Raw genomic sequence first — 16,436 nt, forward strand, 5'->3', positions numbered from 1 at the left:
TTTATTATTATCTGTCAAATTAAAGTATATGATAATATAATTTACATTCAATTTAAATGTATTGTAAATAATAATTCTTTATTTAGCTTATGTAGATTTTTGTTGAAATTGCGTAATATCGGTTACAATTTTTTCCGCATTAAGGAAAAAGGGGAAGGAAAGCGCAGTTGGGAGCAATAAGCAAAAATGAAAAAAGTTTCCTCATTTTGGATTTAAAACGCGTTTTCTGTTTAAGATAAAAAATACTGCTTGATGTGTTCTTACTAAGCGTAGCATTCTTCTTGAATGTGTCGCATGAATTTGCTGAGTATTCTTGTTAAATTAAATAGAATGATAGGCTATTTTTACAGTCTTTTCTTAAAACTGATAGCGTATTCCGCCTGAAAAACTTGCACCAGAGATACCATTTTTCTGAAGCTTTTGTTGATAGCTTACATCACCATGAAGGGAGAAATTATGAGACAGTTGCGCATTAATGCCAATGCCGCCTTCAATTGCAGTCCCCATAGGATCAAGGTCAAAGTTTCTGCCAATCTGGATAGTGCCATCATCACCAAAGGTTTTGATCAAGTTTACTTTTCCATAGAAAGACATAGGACGGCTGTTTTCAGTGGAAATGGTTTTTGTCAAACGTCCGCCAACGCGGATCAACCATTGAGAAGGATTGTGCATATCAACAGTAAAATTATCAGCATCTTCAATGGTGTTAAACATCAAATGTTGATAAGCAATTTGTGCTTGTGGTTCGAAGGTTAAACCTTCCATTCTGGTTGCAAATTCTTTGCCAACAGTGGTGGAGATACTCAACATTTTGGCATTTTTCAATTTTGCGGTATTTCCTCTGATGGCATTGCCGATATCTCCTTTTAGAATTCCATAGGATAGCAGTGTATCCATATAGAAACCACTGTCATGCTGCACGCTGCCATAAGCTGTTAGCGACCATTTATCCAATGTGCTCTTACTTACATCATCCATCTCTTTTGGAGTGAAAGATAGTCGCCCATAGGTGCCTACAAGACCGAAATGTGTCGTGGTACTTTGCCCTTCAATTGCTGCTAATGTGACACCGGCTTGAAGAGCAGCATAGCGAATATCAGCGCTATAACTATATTTGAGAGGTCCGCGTTCAGAAGATAAGGTTCCTGTGCTCCCGTAAGTGTAGAGGAAGAAACCAGTTTGTTTTTCCTCTTCTTTTCCTAAGACGGATGCTCTGATATTGGCTAAAAGCGCGTTTTGTTTAGCCATATCGGTTAATCCACTGTAGAAGAGAGCATTTGGCATGACCAAATAGCTTGCTGTTTGTGGTACAGGAGCGATCACACTTGGACCAGAACCAGAGCCAGAACCATTTCCAAGAAGTTCTGGTTGCAAACGGAAATCCCAGAAATTTTGGTTCTTTTCATCAAACAGGTTTTGCGTAATATTGGCTTTGCCTTGGCTTGAGTCTGGTCCATAGGCACGTAGTGTATACATATCTGGTAAACCACCTCTTGTAGTATAGCCATTTACAAGTTTGAAAGAGCTTTCTTCTGCTTTTCCAGAAACTTGAATAAGTGAAAGACCACGGATATTGGCAGCAGCAGAGGTATTTGCTTTGACATTGTCATTTTCTAAGCGCCCCGTGACATAAACTGATGTGTTGCCAGAGACATCCCCATGGATCAAAAGTCTATCGGTTTTTTGGTCATTTATTGCAGCACCATCACTCCATTTTGCGTTAAAGTAAATCTTTGCATCACCCGTTGCGTTGTAGACTGCTTTTGTGTCTGGTTTACCAGAACCTATATGCAATATTTGGTAATGCTCTTCTGTTGGTTTATCAAAAACAATGGAGCTGTTATCGAGATTAAGCGTGGAAATATCAGAACGAGATCTTTGAGCGATATCAAGGAGATTGCCATCATCATCTTTTTCGTTTTTGCTGATTTTCAACGTCCATGTTGTATCGTTTTTCAGATCAAAGTGTACATTTCTGTCTTTAGCAATATTCGCTCTGCCCTCTAAAGTGGAATGATCTGCGTTTAATGTGAAGGTACCGTTGGAGATCGCTTTTGAACCTACCTGGTCCCAAAACTCGCTATCTTTCCAATAAATGCCGTTTCCTAGTAAAACATTGGCATGGATTTCTGAATTTTTGAGATTTACTGTACCGATTGCCAAATCTGCATTATTTTCAATATCGTTGTCAGTGAAAGCTCCAATAAGAATTCCAGCACCATTTTCAACATGAAGTTTTGTATTGACCAAATTGATTTCACTGCTTTTACGTTTTTGGGGATTATCGGGATCCGTGTAAGAGAGAGACATGATCTGCAAACCACCGATTTGTGCCGTTGCAGAAACATTTGTCACATCAATATGCCCGCCGTTTTCTGTATACAATGCAGCTTTTTTCCCAAACACTGTTCCGTCTGTCATTGTGATTTGGGATTGTGGACCGCTTGCATGAAGTCCACTGCCATCAGATGCGTTAATTTGAGCATTGTCTTTTATGATAATGGTGCTGCCACTCTCAGTAGATACCCCTGAGGTTTTTACATTAAATTCTCCCCCTGATACGTTTATTTGAGAATTAAAAGCGGAGGCTATGCCTATATTGGCTTGAGTAACTGTTGTGTTTTTCAAAGTAAGGTTGCTGTCATGAGTGGCTACTACTCCGAAAAGTTGTTGGTCATCGTCTTTACCACTTGATATTTTCACATTTTCTAGCTTGTTCTCAGCGCTCTTACTGTTATTAAAAAAAGAAGCGCCTATTATAGAAGCCGTAATAGAACCTCCAGTCATCTTGATCGTGCCGTTTGGTTGTGTAAAAAGCCCCGTTGAAACATCTTTAATCGTTGTATTATGTAATTCAATTATGCTTCCAAAGCCACCGGCGTGTGCGCCGTCTCCGGTGCCATCTGTCGATGTTATAGTAACACCAGTGACATTAATATGTCCGCCGTTTTCGGCAAATAATGTACCTGCAGATCCGCTTACTGTTCCTCCTGTCATTGTGATTTTTGATTTTGAACCTTCAGCATATAGTCCATAACCACTGGATGATGTAATCTCAGTCCTGTTTTCGATAGTAACCGTGCTGCCATTTGAAACATATATTCCATCAAGTTCTCCATCAAATGATCCTCCAGAGACTGTTATTGTCGAGTGATCATCTGCCTTTAGAGCGTTCGATGCATGCATAACAGTTACATTTTTTAAGGTGAGCGTGCTTCCCTTGGTAACTATTCCTGAGAGTAATTGCAGTCCATCTTTATCTAAGTCTGATATCACCACGTCTTTTAGCATGTTTTCGCTGCTATTCGTGTTATTAAAAGAAGCGCCAACAGAGGCAGCTGCAATGGAACCTCCAATCATTTTGATTGTAGCTCCGTCTTTGGCTTCAAGACCGCGGGAAATCTCAGAATCAAGTTTTGGGATAATTTTACTATCCTGTAATTCAATTACACTGTTAACACCTTCAGCTGTTACAGCGTATACATCGTAATGGACTGGGTGGTTTATCGTTAAATTCTTGCCAATGATTTTTCCACCGTCTTTTGCGTGAATAGTTTCATAGGTTTTATCGGATACTGGTATTGTTTTTCCATCAGAAACTTCGAGGGTTTCAGCATGTGCACTGAACTGGATGTTGAATAGGACGATAGCGGCTGCAACCGTGCATGATAAAAAGGATGTTTTATACACTAGTATTCTCCTTATGAGAGCCCCAAAAATTCATTTCCCCGCGAACTTCATAAGAAGAAGTAAAAATGGATAATTGTTTTTAAATTCGGTAATTGTTTTTATTTGGTAAGACATTTCTGTTTTTTTGTCAAAATTAAAAAATAATTGATATGAATTATGTCTAATACACAATGTATTTATAATTGATTTTATTTAAAGTATTATAATTTTGAATATTATTATTCAGAGAAATATTTTGAGATACTGATATAGTGGCACCATGACATCTTTTAAGTGATGGTAGAGATTATTAGATGATGCAAATTGGGGTTATGAGGAAACAGAATAGGGTGTAGAAGAAGCTTGTAAAAAAGATAACTTACTTGTTTAAAACCCTTTGAAAAAAAATAAATTGGTACAAAATCTAGTGTCAAAATATACAAAACCGCGCGCCAAGCCTATACCGATAAACTATAATGAAATTTTCTAAAAACACTATGAAAAATAAAATGGTAGCGAAGGAGGGATTTGAACCCCCGACACAAGGATTATGATTCCTCTGCTCTAACCTACTGAGCTACTCCGCCACAATGACAAAGACTATTATCAAATCATCTCATCTTCTGCGGATATAAGAGGTAGAATAGTGAGATGTCAAGCATCGTTTTTAAGCTTTTCTCTTGTCATTCTATTTCATCCCCGATATGAAATGAATAAAGTATAATTTTTCGTATAATTAATTAAGGTAAGGCATAAAATGGTGCCACGTGTAGCGGTCTTAGGGTGCGGTCATTGGGGTGGAAATCATATACGAACGCTCTGGAGTCTTGGAGCTTTGGTAGCAGTTTCTGATGTTGATGTTGATCGTGCTGCAAGTTTTGCAAATATGTATGGCGTGGATGTTGTTGCGTCTGATGATCTTTTTACTCATAATGGTATTGATGCGCTGGTGCTCGCGTTGCCTCCACAGTTTCATACAGAAAATGTTATACGTGCTGTTAAAAATGGTAAAGATGTATTGGTTGAAAAACCCATTGCTTTAAATGTCGCTGATGCTGAACGTCAAGTACAGGCTGCGAACCAATATGAACGGATTTTTATGGTGGGCCATATTTTACGGTTTCATCCTGTTTTTGAAAAAATGTGCGAATTGGTGGAAAAGGGAGAATTGGGGGATGTGCATTATATTTATTCTCATCGGTTAGGCTTTGGAAAATTTCATACACACAGTGACGCTTTATGGGATCTTGCTCCTCATGATCTCTCAATGATTTTGGCTTTGACAGGATGTGAACCTTCGGAAATTCGAGGTGAGGGAGCTGCTGTTATTGATCAGTGTTCCGATTTTTCTCATATTCATATGTCTTTTCCAAATGGTATACGGAGTCATCTTTTTACTTCACGCTTGAGCCCCTATCGTGAAAGGCGTTTAACTGTTGTTGGTACAAAGGCTATGCTCGTTTTTAATGATATGGAACCATGGAATCGTAAATTGGCATTACACCGTTTTGCCGTTTGGAAAGAGAATCAAGAATGGGTCTTTAGCACGGATGAGTTGAATTACATTGATGTTTGTGAAGATTTGCCGCTTACTTGCGAATTGCAGCATTTTCTTCATTGTATTGAAACGCGTCAATCGCCTCGCACAAATGGCGATGATGCTATTGCTGTTTTACGGATTTTAACTGCTGCTAGTATCAATTATCATCGATAAAAGAGATAGTAGTACTTTTGCATTATTATGATGACCAATGGAGTTAATATGCAATTCATCGACCTTGGAGCGCAGCGAGCGCGTATTGAAGACAAAATTAATTCTGCAATTGCACATGTGGTCACCAGTGGTAAGTATATTTTGGGGCCAAAAGTAACAGAGTTTGAAGAGCGGTTGGCAGAGTATCTTGGCGTTAAGCATGTGATTTCCTGTGCCAATGGGACTGATGCGTTGAAGATGCCTCTTATGGCTCAAAATATTGGTCCAGGGGATGCTGTTTTTTGTCCTAGCTTCACGTTTTGTGCAACTGCTGAAGTGGTTGCGTTGGTGGGAGCTGAACCTGTTTTTGTTGATGTTTTGCCTAATACATTCAATATTGATGTTGAAAAACTTTGTGAAGCGATTGAAATGATTAAAAAAGAGGGACGCCTTAAACCAAAAGCAATTATTGCTGTTGATTTGTTTGGGCTTCCTGCTGATTATGCACAAATTGCTAGCGTGGCGGCAAAGGAAAACCTTTTTGTTATTGAAGATGCTGCGCAATCAATGGGAGGAAGAAGCGGTAATATTATGTGCGGGGCTTTTGGGGATGTTGCCGCGACAAGTTTTTACCCTGCAAAACCATTGGGGTGTTATGGTGATGGAGGTGCTATGATGACCAATAATGATAATTTGGCAGCACTTTTACGCTCTATTCTCTTTCATGGTAAAGGTGAAACGCAATATGACAATGTGCGTATCGGTATGAATTCGCGTCTAGATACCATTCAGGCTGCAATTTTGCTGGAAAAGTTTGTTATCTTTGAAGATGAAATGGAAAAACGTGTTGCAATTGCTCAATATTATTCCAATGGTCTAAAAGATATTGTCACAGTTCCAGAAGTAGGAGAAAATGTTCGTTGTGCCTACGCACAATATACTCTTAAGGTGCAAGAGCGTGATAAATTAAAGGACTATTTACAGAAAAATTCTATTCCTACAATGGTTTATTACAAGACTCCATTACACCAACAGCAGGCTTATAAACACTTTTCTTATGTAAAAGATTCCCTTTTCGTTTCTGAGTCTTTAGGAAACTGTGTTTTAAGTTTACCGATGCATCCATATTTGACGCAAAATGATCAGGATATAATTATTCAGCGAATAAGAGATTTTTATCATTCTTGAGAGAATGTTTTTCTTCTTTTAGCTTTTGAAGAATAGGCTTTATATTGGTTGTATTTCCTAGAAGGTATTTTTGGTTTGTCATGAAAAACAAACTCAAAATCGGAGACTCTACTATAAAGAGAAGAGTTCAATGTTAAAGGCATGTCTTATGTTTTTTTAGTGCAGGTTATCTTCTTGCGAATACGCGATGCGAGGTCGTCTTTGCTTTTGGAATCTTGGATTAATGTGTTGATAGGAGATGTTTCCCCCTCTTGTAGTGCTATTTGAGCAGCTAATGTTGCTGCTAACTCTTTTGTTTCTTCACGCAGTTCATCTAGGAGTTGAAGATGAATCTTGGTGTTAGAATCATTAGTTTGAATTTTTTGTAAACGTTGCTGATAACGTGCTATTTTTTCACGCATAGTTTTGATTTCCATTATGAAAGTGTTTGTTGCGAAAGCACTTTGTTTGTACCAAATAGCTTCTTTAGAGGAAGAAGAAATGTCTTGTGGGGCGAGACATAATCGATAAAGCTGCTCTGTTACTTGGCTCAGTTGTATTTTCTGTTGGGCATATTTTTTTTGCAAAGAGTCGTATTTTTGTTCGTTGTGCACTAGTTCTACAGCGTGTTGTGCACAGAGAAAGTCATAGTTTGCTTGTATTTTAGCGTATGATAACGGCATTTGCGTAGATGTAAATTTATGCGCGAAATGAACAGCTTTTCTCCAAATGAGAGGGGCAAAAAGCACCAGTAACCAGGAAGTAAAGGCTACTCCAAGAATAAAAAAAAGAAACGATTGGATAAGCATAAATTTCCTTTTCAGTAAGATTCCGTTTAAAATGGATTCCATGTTGGTTTGGGTGTTAATTTTAAATATCCTATATTGATACCGAGACGTGCGCCAATTCCGGTGCGTATTGGAACTAATAAAGTATTTTTGTGTTTAAGGACATGAAAACCAACACCTGCAATTAAATAGGCCGAACCTGCAATACCGCCATAGCGTCCCCATAAATTATTTGTATTATTAAGATCGTAAACTAAGATCATTAAACGAGAACCTTGTCCGCCAAAATCCCATCCCACAGAGGGTCCTTGCCAAAAAACTTTATGCTGACCGTAGCTCTTGGTGAAAAGTGTTCCTTCACCATAAGTTAATCCAGCAAAAAAAGCACCGGAAGCTTCTTCTCCTAAAATATAGGCATTTGGATAACCATACCGTGAAAAGATATTTTGAATTGCTACTGCCATACCGCTAGCAGTTTTTCCAAAAAAAGTATGACCAGAATCGATAATTTCTTGTAGCGAATAATGGGGCTGGTTTTGTTCTATCGGTCGAAGTTGAGCATTTGCAGTGTTTATGATTACAAATAAAAGGAAGATAAAAGATACAATACTTTTGTACCTGCGTGTTAGAAGAAGAAGAGCCATAGAGTTTTTTCCTTTTATTAATTACAAACAAAAAGATAATATTAGAATTTTTATTCTATTCAAATAAAAAAGAGAATGTGAGATTATTTAAATTCCTGAATTTATTTCTGAAAAAAATTAGTGTAATTGCAAAACTTTCCTATGTATATGCACTGGATATTAAGAGTTATTTCTTTAAAATAAGGCTTATTTTTTAAATTCTGGGAGTTCTCAATAATTATGACGTTAGCTGTTTCTTTAAAGCCTATGGATTTTGCTGCTTTGCTTTGTAGTCGTATTTGCCATGATTTGATTTCACCTGTTGGTGCTATCCAGAATGCGATGGAGCTCTATGATGAAGGAGGAGCTGAAGAGGATGCTTTGCAGTTGGTGCGTTGGTCCGTTGCCAGTGCTTCTGCGCGTCTACAATTTGCACGATTGGCCTTTGGTTTTGCAGGAGCAAGTGGGGAACAAATAGATACACGCTCTGCTGAGCAGGTTGCGCAACAATATATGAAGGAAGAAAAAGCAATTTTAAAATGGCAATCTCCTTCTCTCCTTTTACCAAAAAATGAAGTTAAACTTTTGCTTAATTTGTTATTAATTGCAAATGCAACAGTTTCTCGTGGGGGAGAAATCCTTGTTATGCTTCTACAGGATGAAGATAAACGTTCTTTTCGATTTGAGATTTATGGTAAAATTTTGCGTATTCCTTCTCATTTTATTGCGTTATATAATGGAAACATTCAAGAAGAACTGATTGACGCTCATGTTATCCAATTTTATTACACAGTGTTACTTGCTGAGATGACAGAGATGAAAATAAACATCGATAAAACTGATAGTTGTATTATTTTGGAAAGTGTAAAGAAGTTTTGAATAAGTTAGAGTCGTCTAAGCCGTGTTGGGAAAAATGGCTTAAATTATATTCCGTGAACGACAAAATAGTATCTGTAAATGGGAATAGGATTTTTTAAGTAACACTCCCTCTACACGAGAGATTTTCGTGTGCGAGCCTTTGATTGCAACAGAAAAAAAATCTCGGCCCGCTACACTCCGAGATTTTACAATGTGCATTTCATTGTTTAAGCGGTTTTAAGTGCGTTCTCTTCAACTGGATCACGTAACACATAACCACGTCCCCAAACTGTATCAATGTAATTTACATGAGAAGAGACTGCTTCCAGCTTTTTCCGTAGTTTACAGATAAAGACATCGATAATTTTAAGTTCTGGTTCATCCATGCCACCGTAGAGATGATTGAGAAACATTTCTTTGGTAAGAGTAGTGCCTTTACGCAGAGAGAGAAGCTCTAGCATTTGATACTCTTTACCAGTTAAATGAACGGGGCGTCCAGCAACTTCGACTGTTTTTGCGTCGAGGTTAACGGTAAGATCGCCGGTAACAATAACCGATTGCGCATGCCCTTTAGAGCGACGAACAACTGCATGAATACGTGCAATGAGCTCATCCTTATGGAAGGGCTTTGTCATATAATCATCTGCACCAAAGCCAAAACCACGTACCTTGTCTTCAATGGCATTCATGCCGGAAAGGATGAGAACAGGGGTTTTTATTTTTGCTAATCTTAGGGTCCGCAAAACATCATATCCTGACATATCAGGGAGATTCAGATCAAGCAAAATAATATCATAATCATAAAGCTTACCTAAATCGACGCCTTCTTCACCTAGATCAGTGATATAGACATTAAAGTTTGCTGATTTTAACATTAACTCAATGCTTTGAGTCATTGCTTTATCATCTTCAATTAGTAATACGCGCATTTTAGATCCCTCACTTTGCTCCTCCGAATCAAAAGGAGCATTTTTATTTACAACAGTTGGTAAAACCACTGTTTATAAAAAACAATTCATAAAATCAAACACTTACAATAAAAGTGTCTATGAATATTTCAGTAGTACGCGCAACAAATCACCACTGAATTCCCCACTATCTATTATAGTGGTTAACAAAATATTTTTATTTTTGAAAGAGGTTATAAAATTATTTTAGAAAAATCGCATATTTTTTAACGTAATAAAAAAGTGAAGTGCTTTTTCCAATAACTTTGACTTAAAAAAATTATAACAGGTTATTTTAAATTACTTTTTCACAATTTCAGTGTTTATTTACTGAGCTTTAAGCCTCTTCATTCTACAATGGGGGTGAAAAGTAAAGAAATGGTTATTTCTCTCTAAAGGCAGACTGTGTTTGAGCTGTTTTAAGGAAGGGAAACAATTATAATTTTAAGTTAAGAAATGCACCGTTTTCGCCAGAAAAGGTGTAATTAAAAGTATATGTAAGAGTGTGGATGCGAATTTTGGGTTGGCGCAATCAAGGAGTAGAGAGTATGAAGCCACGGGAAAGTATGGTGCAATTGAGGATGTTTCAAATGCGTGGGAAGCATCGCGAAATTGCACAGCTTGAGATGATGATCGCAGAGTTTGAGCAAATGGTGTTAGAATTGGAAGCACAAATTATTAATGAAGAACGTAAATCTGGAAATAATGATGTTCACCATTTTGCTTATTCTGCTTTTGCTCGTGCAGCGCGGCAGAGGCGTGATAATCTTATAAATTCGATTCGTGATTTGCAGCTTCAAAAAACAAATGCTGAAATTGCTCTCCATGAAGTCAAGACAGAGTTGCAACGCGCACAGCTTTTGGAGATGCGGGAAAAGAAGGCAAAAGTCGATGATGATTGTGTTTTAATTCAATCTAACTCAATGACTGGATGATAAAAGTTTTTATTTGGAAATCAATACGTTAAGATGTTTATGTTCTGAAAAGATAAAAAAACAGCCAAACTCTTATTGAGTTTGGCTGTTTTAAAAATATTTTTAAGCCTTTATCAGATCATTACCAATGGCAATTAATGCCTGTAATGTTGAATTCTGGTGGTTCGTAATCCAGCTAAACCGTGTTCATCGATCAAACTTTGCCATGAAAGAAATTCTTCTACGGTTAAAGTATAGCGTTGACACGCTTCATCAAGACTTAATAATCCACCTCTGACAGCCGCAACAACTTCAGCTTTGCGACGGATTACCCAACGCCGTGTTGTTTTTGGCGGTAGATCGGCCATTGTCAGTGGGCCTCCATCTGGCCCAATAACATATTTCATTTGTGTTTTTATCAAAGTAGTCATTATATCCTCTACCTTTAGTCAAGGACTCGATTCGTTTGTAAAACTTGAAATTTAAAAAAGAGCTAAACGCGTTGAAAAAAAATTAACAAAATGGGTAAGCGCGTAAAATATGATGCAAAACAAAGTGCATAGAATAATATTTTGCAATATTTTTGTCTGATTTTTTAAAAAGAGCAAAAAGGATTTGCATTGTGCCTTATTTCTATCACTCTTTTTTGTTTGCAGCCGCTTTTAAGGAAATGATGCTATTGGTTGTGGAAAGGATAAAAAAACAATATAAAAGGACAATGAATAGCATAAAAAGCAATGAACTAGCACGTATAAGGGCATTAACGAACGGGTGTCTATTAAATAGAGAATGAATACATGTTTTTGAATAGTCTTGATTTGCCAGGATCACCTGAGAATTCTCGCATTGTTGTAGCAATGTCGGGGGGAGTTGATTCATCGGTTGTTGCAGGTCTCTTAAAAAAGGAGGGATATGATGTCATTGGCATTACGTTGCAACTTTATGATCATGGTGCTGCAACACATCGGGTGGGGTCGTGTTGTGCTGGGCAAGATATCGAAGATGCGCGTCGCGTAGCGGAGACACTGGGGATACCTTACTATGTTCTTGATTATGAAGAGCGATTTCGCGAAGCTGTGATTAATCCTTTTGCAGAAAGTTATGCACATGGAGAAACGCCCATACCTTGCGTGGCCTGCAATCAAACTGTCAAGTTTGCTGATTTATTAGCAACTGCGCGTGAGTTGGGGGCAGATGCTTTGGCAACAGGGCATTATATTCGCTCGCGTCCCCATGGAGTACATCGGGCGCTCTTTCGTCCTCTCGATGCTGATCGCGATCAGAGTTATTTTCTTTTTGCAACGACACAAGAGCAGATTGATTATCTGCGTTTTCCACTTGGTGATCTTCCGAAAGCACGTGTTCGTGAAATAGCAGCAGAAATGGGTTTTGTTGTTGCCAATAAGCATGACAGCCAAGATATTTGTTTTGTTCCGCAAGGAAAATATTCTGATGTTATCACAAAATTACGTCCAGAAGCAGCTAATCCTGGGGTTATTGTGCATATTGATGGACAGATTTTAGGAAAACATTCGGGAATTGTTAATTATACTGTTGGTCAGCGTCGTGGTATTGGTGTTGCAACGGGTGAAGCGCTTTATGTGATTTATCTCGATGTAGAAAATGCGCGTGTTATTGTTGGACCACGTGAAATGCTGGAAACACATAAGCTTTTTTTGCGTGACGTAAATTGGCTTGGTGATGAGCAATTAGATAATTTCCCTTCTGATGGTATTGAGGTAGCTGTAAAAGTTCGTTCAACACGTCCGCCCCATCTTGCTCGCGTATATTATCAGGACGGTATTTTTTCCGTTGAATTGTTGGAACGTGAAAACGGTGTGGCGCCAGGGCAAGCTTGTGTTCTTTATGATGGAAATGGTGATGGAGCACGTGTTCTTGGAGGTGGTTTTGTTACTCATTCAGAACGTGATGCCGGTGCTGAAGTGATGTTGAAGCGCGTTTTGTGTAATCTGGAAACAAAAGCTACTGTTTCTTCCAAAATTTAAACAACCGTTTCTTATAAATAAAAGTGGTATCTTCATCGGATATTTTTTATAAATTAAAATATTATCAATCTTTAATAGAGTTTATAAGAATCGCTAAAATGGGCGAGGGCAATACCTGATGCTGTGGCTACATTGAGGCTGTCGAAGCCATGAGCCATTGGAATACGTAAGGTGTCTGATTTTTGTAGTACATGGCTTGGTAAGCCATCCCCTTCTGTTCCCAAAATAAGGGCTGTCCTTTTTGTTATTTTTGCTTGTTTTAGAGTGCATGGGCTAGAGGGAGAAAGCGCATAAAGATGAAAGTCTACATCGTGTAAAGCTGTTATAATGTTATTAATATCGGCGCCTTGTGTATAGGGTATCTTGAGAGTTGCACCAGCAGAAACTCTGATTGATTTGCGGTAAAGTGGATCGCATGAGGTTTTGTCAACGATAATGCCATTACTGGCAAAGGCAGCTGCATTACGAAAAATAGCACCCATATTATCGTGATTAGAGATGCCACATAAAACTAGAATCAAGGCTTTTTCTGGAAGATCTTGTAAAAAATTTTGTAATGATAGTAGCGTTTTGCGTTTACCGATACCGAGCACACCACGATGAACATGGAATCCAGCAATATTATCCATGACTTTTTGTGGAACGCAATAAATGGGGCATGTTGGCTGTGTTTCTCTTAAAAGGGGCATAAGTCCAGGAAGACGTTCTGTCACAATAAGCAGAGAGAGAGCAGAAAATTCTTTTGAATGCAGCAATGCCGACAATGTTACTTTGCCTTCAGCAATAAATTGATGTTGCCGTCCAACAAGATCTTTTTCACGGATATTGTGATAGTCTCTCAAACGTGGATCATCAGTTTCGTAGATTGTGGTGATGTTCAAATACATATGGAGCTTTTAATGTTCTTTTTTCTAAATTGCCAGATGTTAAATATTTGCTTTATTTTTGAAGAGTTAAGACGAAAAACAACATTATTTTAAACCTAAAGTAGAATTTATGTTGACATAACACAACCATTAGTATACATAGAAAATACCGAGGGCGGTACAATGTATTTTGTTTTCGCATCGGGTGCAGGGTTTTAGGTCCCCGCTATTTCCTGAGCTCTGCATACCCTTAATTCCTAAGGGAAAAGAATCTGGGTCCCCAATGCCCAGATTCTTTTTTGGGGTATCCTTTTTTCGTCGCTGAAAATAGTTTTTAAGTTGTTTTAGCAGTCATATTTTTTGATAGAGTTGAAGTGTAAGGTTGCAACAGAATGTTAAGCGATCTTTTTACGCTGTGCGCAATTATATTAATTTGTTGAATGGCTTTATGATTATAAAAAAGATTGAATGATGATGTTTGAGAGTGATGCATTTGAGAAAAAATAACAAGTGATTTCTCTTAAGAGCTGTTGGTTTGAATCATATCCGTGTTACTCCTATTCATTGTATTATACTGAGTATAAGTAGAGAGCAGTTGTTATAATAACAATGGTGCGCTGTGAGAGTCATTGATTGTATTATGAAATTTCTGTGATATTGGAGAAATATTGGCGATATGTCAAAAATATCATAGGGTATATGGTTAAAAGTGTTATTTCTTATAACCTGAAGAAAAGGGTGTGGTTATGGATGTAAAAATCAATATACAAAGCTTAACCTTATACTCTATTTTCGTTGCTTGTATCGTTTTTGCTTTGAAATATTGGGCATATTACATTACTGATTCCGTTGCACTTTATTCTGATGCTTTAGAATCGATCGTAAATATACTTGCTGCATTAGCAGCGTGGTGGGCTGTTAAAATCAGTCTGAAGCCTGCGGATCATGATCATCCTTTTGGACATCATAAGGCGGAATACTTTTCTGCAATTCTTGAAGGAATCCTGATCATTATTGCGGCAATTATTATTTTAAGAGAAGCATGGATGGCTCTTTCAACCGTTAAATTATTGCAGAAGCCTGGAATATGGCTCGTTATTCATCTTGTTGCAAGTGTTATAAATTACATGTGGGGCTGGGTTCTGATGCGGCAGGGGAAAATTCATCGATCACCAGCTCTTAAAGCTGATGGAATGCATTTCATGACAGATGTTTTTACGTCACTTGCCATTTTAATTGGTTTGGTTGCTGGTTTTGTGGGTGGATGGAGTGTCTTGGACCCGATTTTAGCGATAATTGTTGGGGTTAATATTCTTTTACAAGGCTGGAAGGTGATTAGGAGTGCGGTTCAAGGGTTAATGGATGTTGGAGTTGAATTGAATGAAAATATGCGCATTCGGGAGCTTATTTCTGCAAATGCGCATGGTGCACTTGAAGTCCATGATTTGCTTACGCGTGTTGCTGGTAGAGTTACTTTTATAGAGTTTCATTTGGTTGTTCCAGCTGCAATGTCGGTAGGAGAAGCACATCAGATTTGCGATAAAATTGAAGGGGTTCTTCAAAAAGAGTTTGATAATGTGCGTATTTCTATTCATGTTGAGCCTGAAAATGAAGCTAAGTTACCCTTGGGCACGACGGTGGTTCCTTTTATATAAAAAGATTTTCCCCAATTATCTGTAGAAGCGTAAACATTGTTTTTTAGGATAGTGATATAAAGCTTGATGATACACACTCGAGAGGAACTAATCTGTAATCAGAGATGGTTAAAAACTTTCTTCTTTTAGGGTGAAGAAGAGGCAAAATTATTATTTAAAGGAATATGAATTAAAAGATATTTTCGTTTTTTGCTTGTTTTTACAACTTTTGGGCTATTCTTATAGATTGTTTAAAGATTAATTATTTCAGTACACGCTATTTCATTTTTTTGATTGATAAGATTATAGCGTTGCAGCTGACAGTTCCAGCGATGGTGAAAGCGCTCAATGGAAAATAAATTGAAACCTGCGGGTGGTTTTTTGTCACCAAAAGCCTGTGATGCGGAAGCAACACCAACAATAGGAATTTTTCCTATTGTTCCTTCAATGACCTTTAGTGTGGGTAAATGGGTATGACCGTGAAGAACAAGTTCACAGCCATGATGTTTTATAACATCTAGAAAACGCTCGATGCCCCATAATTTTTTATGCCAAGAGGTTGCATGATGAAAGGGAGGATGATGTATCATGACGACACGAAACAGATCGCGTGCTGCTGCTTCGTTTAAAAGTTGTGATAAAGCTTTCGCTTGCATTTTACCAAAATAACCAAAAGCTTGAAAAGGTGGTGTAGCGATGGCTGAGCAAGCGCCTATAATGGCAATATTCTTGCGAATGCGCATATAAGGAAAGGGAAGGGAAGGTTTTTGAGGGGGATCACTTGAGATCCAAGGTTGAAAGAGAGTACAGGCTTTCAGAAATGCTCCACGGACATAGGCGTCATGATTGCCAAATGTTAAAGAAATATTTTGAGGCTGTCCTTGGTTAAGCAACCAATTATGTGCTTGTTCAAATTCTTTGTCGAGAGCAAGATTGACAAGATCACCAGAGATTACAAGATGATCAGGATTTGTCTTGTTTAAGGTATCCATTAAAGATTCTAGGACATTGGTTGCCATTTGGCTCTTACGTTTTCTTTGCCAATTAAGATAGCCAGTAAGGCGTTTGCCAAAAAGTTCAAATAGGGAAGGTTGCGGCAAAGGTGAAAGATGCACATCCGATATATGAGCAAGATAAAACATAAGCGTTAGCATAACGTTGAAAACGATTTAGGCAATAAAAAAATTATAAAACAACCCAGTGCTTTTGGGAGGAAAGAGAGGATTGTGAAATAAAAAAATAGTTTGTTGTGACTGTAAGAAAAACCTTTG

13 protein-coding genes and 1 tRNA gene are annotated in these 16,436 nt (G+C 37.9%); 6 read left to right on the plus strand and 8 right to left on the minus strand.

What is annotated here, in order from left to right; translation table 11 throughout:
• Positions 1-357 precede the first annotated feature (357 nt).
• Both J7R13_RS02420 and J7R13_RS02425 read right to left on the minus strand, forming a co-directional pair.
• Positions 358-3,690: an autotransporter outer membrane beta-barrel domain-containing protein gene (locus J7R13_RS02420; RefSeq protein WP_208437317.1), complete on the minus strand. Its 3,333-nt coding sequence runs from the start codon at positions 3,688-3,690 to the stop codon at positions 358-360.
• A 489-nt stretch (positions 3,691-4,179) separates the two neighbouring features.
• A tRNA-Met gene (locus tag J7R13_RS02425) sits at positions 4,180-4,256 on the minus strand.
• Positions 4,257-4,426: 170 nt separating this feature from the next.
• On the opposite strand from J7R13_RS02425, the gene J7R13_RS02430 reads away from it, so the two are divergent.
• Positions 4,427-5,383: a Gfo/Idh/MocA family protein gene (locus J7R13_RS02430; protein ID WP_208437318.1), complete on the plus strand. Its 957-nt coding sequence runs from the start codon at positions 4,427-4,429 to the stop codon at positions 5,381-5,383.
• A gap of 48 nt (positions 5,384-5,431) precedes the next feature.
• Complete coding sequence (locus tag J7R13_RS02435; protein ID WP_208437319.1) at positions 5,432-6,550, plus strand: DegT/DnrJ/EryC1/StrS family aminotransferase; 1,119 nt, start codon at positions 5,432-5,434, stop codon at positions 6,548-6,550.
• 146 nt (positions 6,551-6,696) lie between these two features.
• Here J7R13_RS02435 and J7R13_RS02440 read toward each other — a convergent pair whose 3' ends face one another.
• Together J7R13_RS02440 and J7R13_RS02445 are read right to left on the minus strand one after the other, a co-directional pair.
• Positions 6,697-7,338, minus strand: coding sequence for a hypothetical protein (locus J7R13_RS02440; protein ID WP_208437320.1), 642 nt, complete (start codon positions 7,336-7,338; stop codon positions 6,697-6,699).
• A gap of 26 nt (positions 7,339-7,364) precedes the next feature.
• Positions 7,365-7,961 carry a DUF1134 domain-containing protein gene (locus J7R13_RS02445; RefSeq protein ID WP_208437321.1) on the minus strand — a complete coding sequence of 199 codons (597 nt, stop codon included), beginning with the start codon at positions 7,959-7,961 and terminating at the stop codon, positions 7,365-7,367.
• A 219-nt stretch (positions 7,962-8,180) separates the two neighbouring features.
• Between J7R13_RS02445 and chpT the strand changes: the two genes are divergently transcribed.
• Positions 8,181-8,819: a histidine phosphotransferase ChpT gene (gene chpT / locus J7R13_RS02450; protein ID WP_208437322.1), complete on the plus strand. Its 639-nt coding sequence runs from the start codon at positions 8,181-8,183 to the stop codon at positions 8,817-8,819.
• 206 nt (positions 8,820-9,025) lie between these two features.
• Here chpT and ctrA read toward each other — a convergent pair whose 3' ends face one another.
• Positions 9,026-9,727: a response regulator transcription factor CtrA gene (ctrA, locus tag J7R13_RS02455; protein WP_208437323.1), complete on the minus strand. Its 702-nt coding sequence runs from the start codon at positions 9,725-9,727 to the stop codon at positions 9,026-9,028.
• 566 nt (positions 9,728-10,293) lie between these two features.
• Between ctrA and J7R13_RS02460 the strand changes: the two genes are divergently transcribed.
• The gene (locus J7R13_RS02460; protein WP_208437324.1) at positions 10,294-10,680 is read left to right on the plus strand and encodes a flagellar export protein FliJ; all 387 of its coding nucleotides are present in this window, start codon (positions 10,294-10,296) and stop codon (positions 10,678-10,680) included.
• Positions 10,681-10,814: 134 nt separating this feature from the next.
• Here the strand turns inward: J7R13_RS02460 and sciP are convergent, their stop codons facing one another.
• A complete protein-coding gene (gene sciP, locus J7R13_RS02465) occupies positions 10,815-11,090 on the minus strand; it encodes a CtrA inhibitor SciP (protein ID WP_208437325.1) in 276 nt (91 codons plus the stop codon).
• Between the two features lie 366 nt (positions 11,091-11,456).
• Between sciP and mnmA the strand changes: the two genes are divergently transcribed.
• On the plus strand, positions 11,457-12,665 hold the full coding sequence (mnmA, locus tag J7R13_RS02470) for a tRNA 2-thiouridine(34) synthase MnmA (RefSeq protein ID WP_208437326.1): 1,209 nt from the start codon (positions 11,457-11,459) through the stop codon (positions 12,663-12,665).
• 71 nt (positions 12,666-12,736) lie between these two features.
• Here mnmA and J7R13_RS02475 read toward each other — a convergent pair whose 3' ends face one another.
• The gene (locus J7R13_RS02475; protein ID WP_208437327.1) at positions 12,737-13,552 is read right to left on the minus strand and encodes a TrmH family RNA methyltransferase; all 816 of its coding nucleotides are present in this window, start codon (positions 13,550-13,552) and stop codon (positions 12,737-12,739) included.
• Positions 13,553-14,277: 725 nt separating this feature from the next.
• Between J7R13_RS02475 and J7R13_RS02480 the strand changes: the two genes are divergently transcribed.
• Positions 14,278-15,186: a cation diffusion facilitator family transporter gene (locus J7R13_RS02480; RefSeq protein ID WP_208437328.1), complete on the plus strand. Its 909-nt coding sequence runs from the start codon at positions 14,278-14,280 to the stop codon at positions 15,184-15,186.
• Positions 15,187-15,416: 230 nt separating this feature from the next.
• Here the strand turns inward: J7R13_RS02480 and J7R13_RS02485 are convergent, their stop codons facing one another.
• Positions 15,417-16,319, minus strand: coding sequence for a metallophosphoesterase family protein (locus J7R13_RS02485; RefSeq protein WP_208437329.1), 903 nt, complete (start codon positions 16,317-16,319; stop codon positions 15,417-15,419).
• Positions 16,320-16,436 lie beyond the last annotated feature (117 nt).

Origin of the sequence: Bartonella taylorii 8TBB (assembly GCF_902825155.1) — a bacterium.
Classification (GTDB): domain Bacteria; phylum Pseudomonadota; class Alphaproteobacteria; order Rhizobiales; family Rhizobiaceae; genus Bartonella; species Bartonella taylorii_A.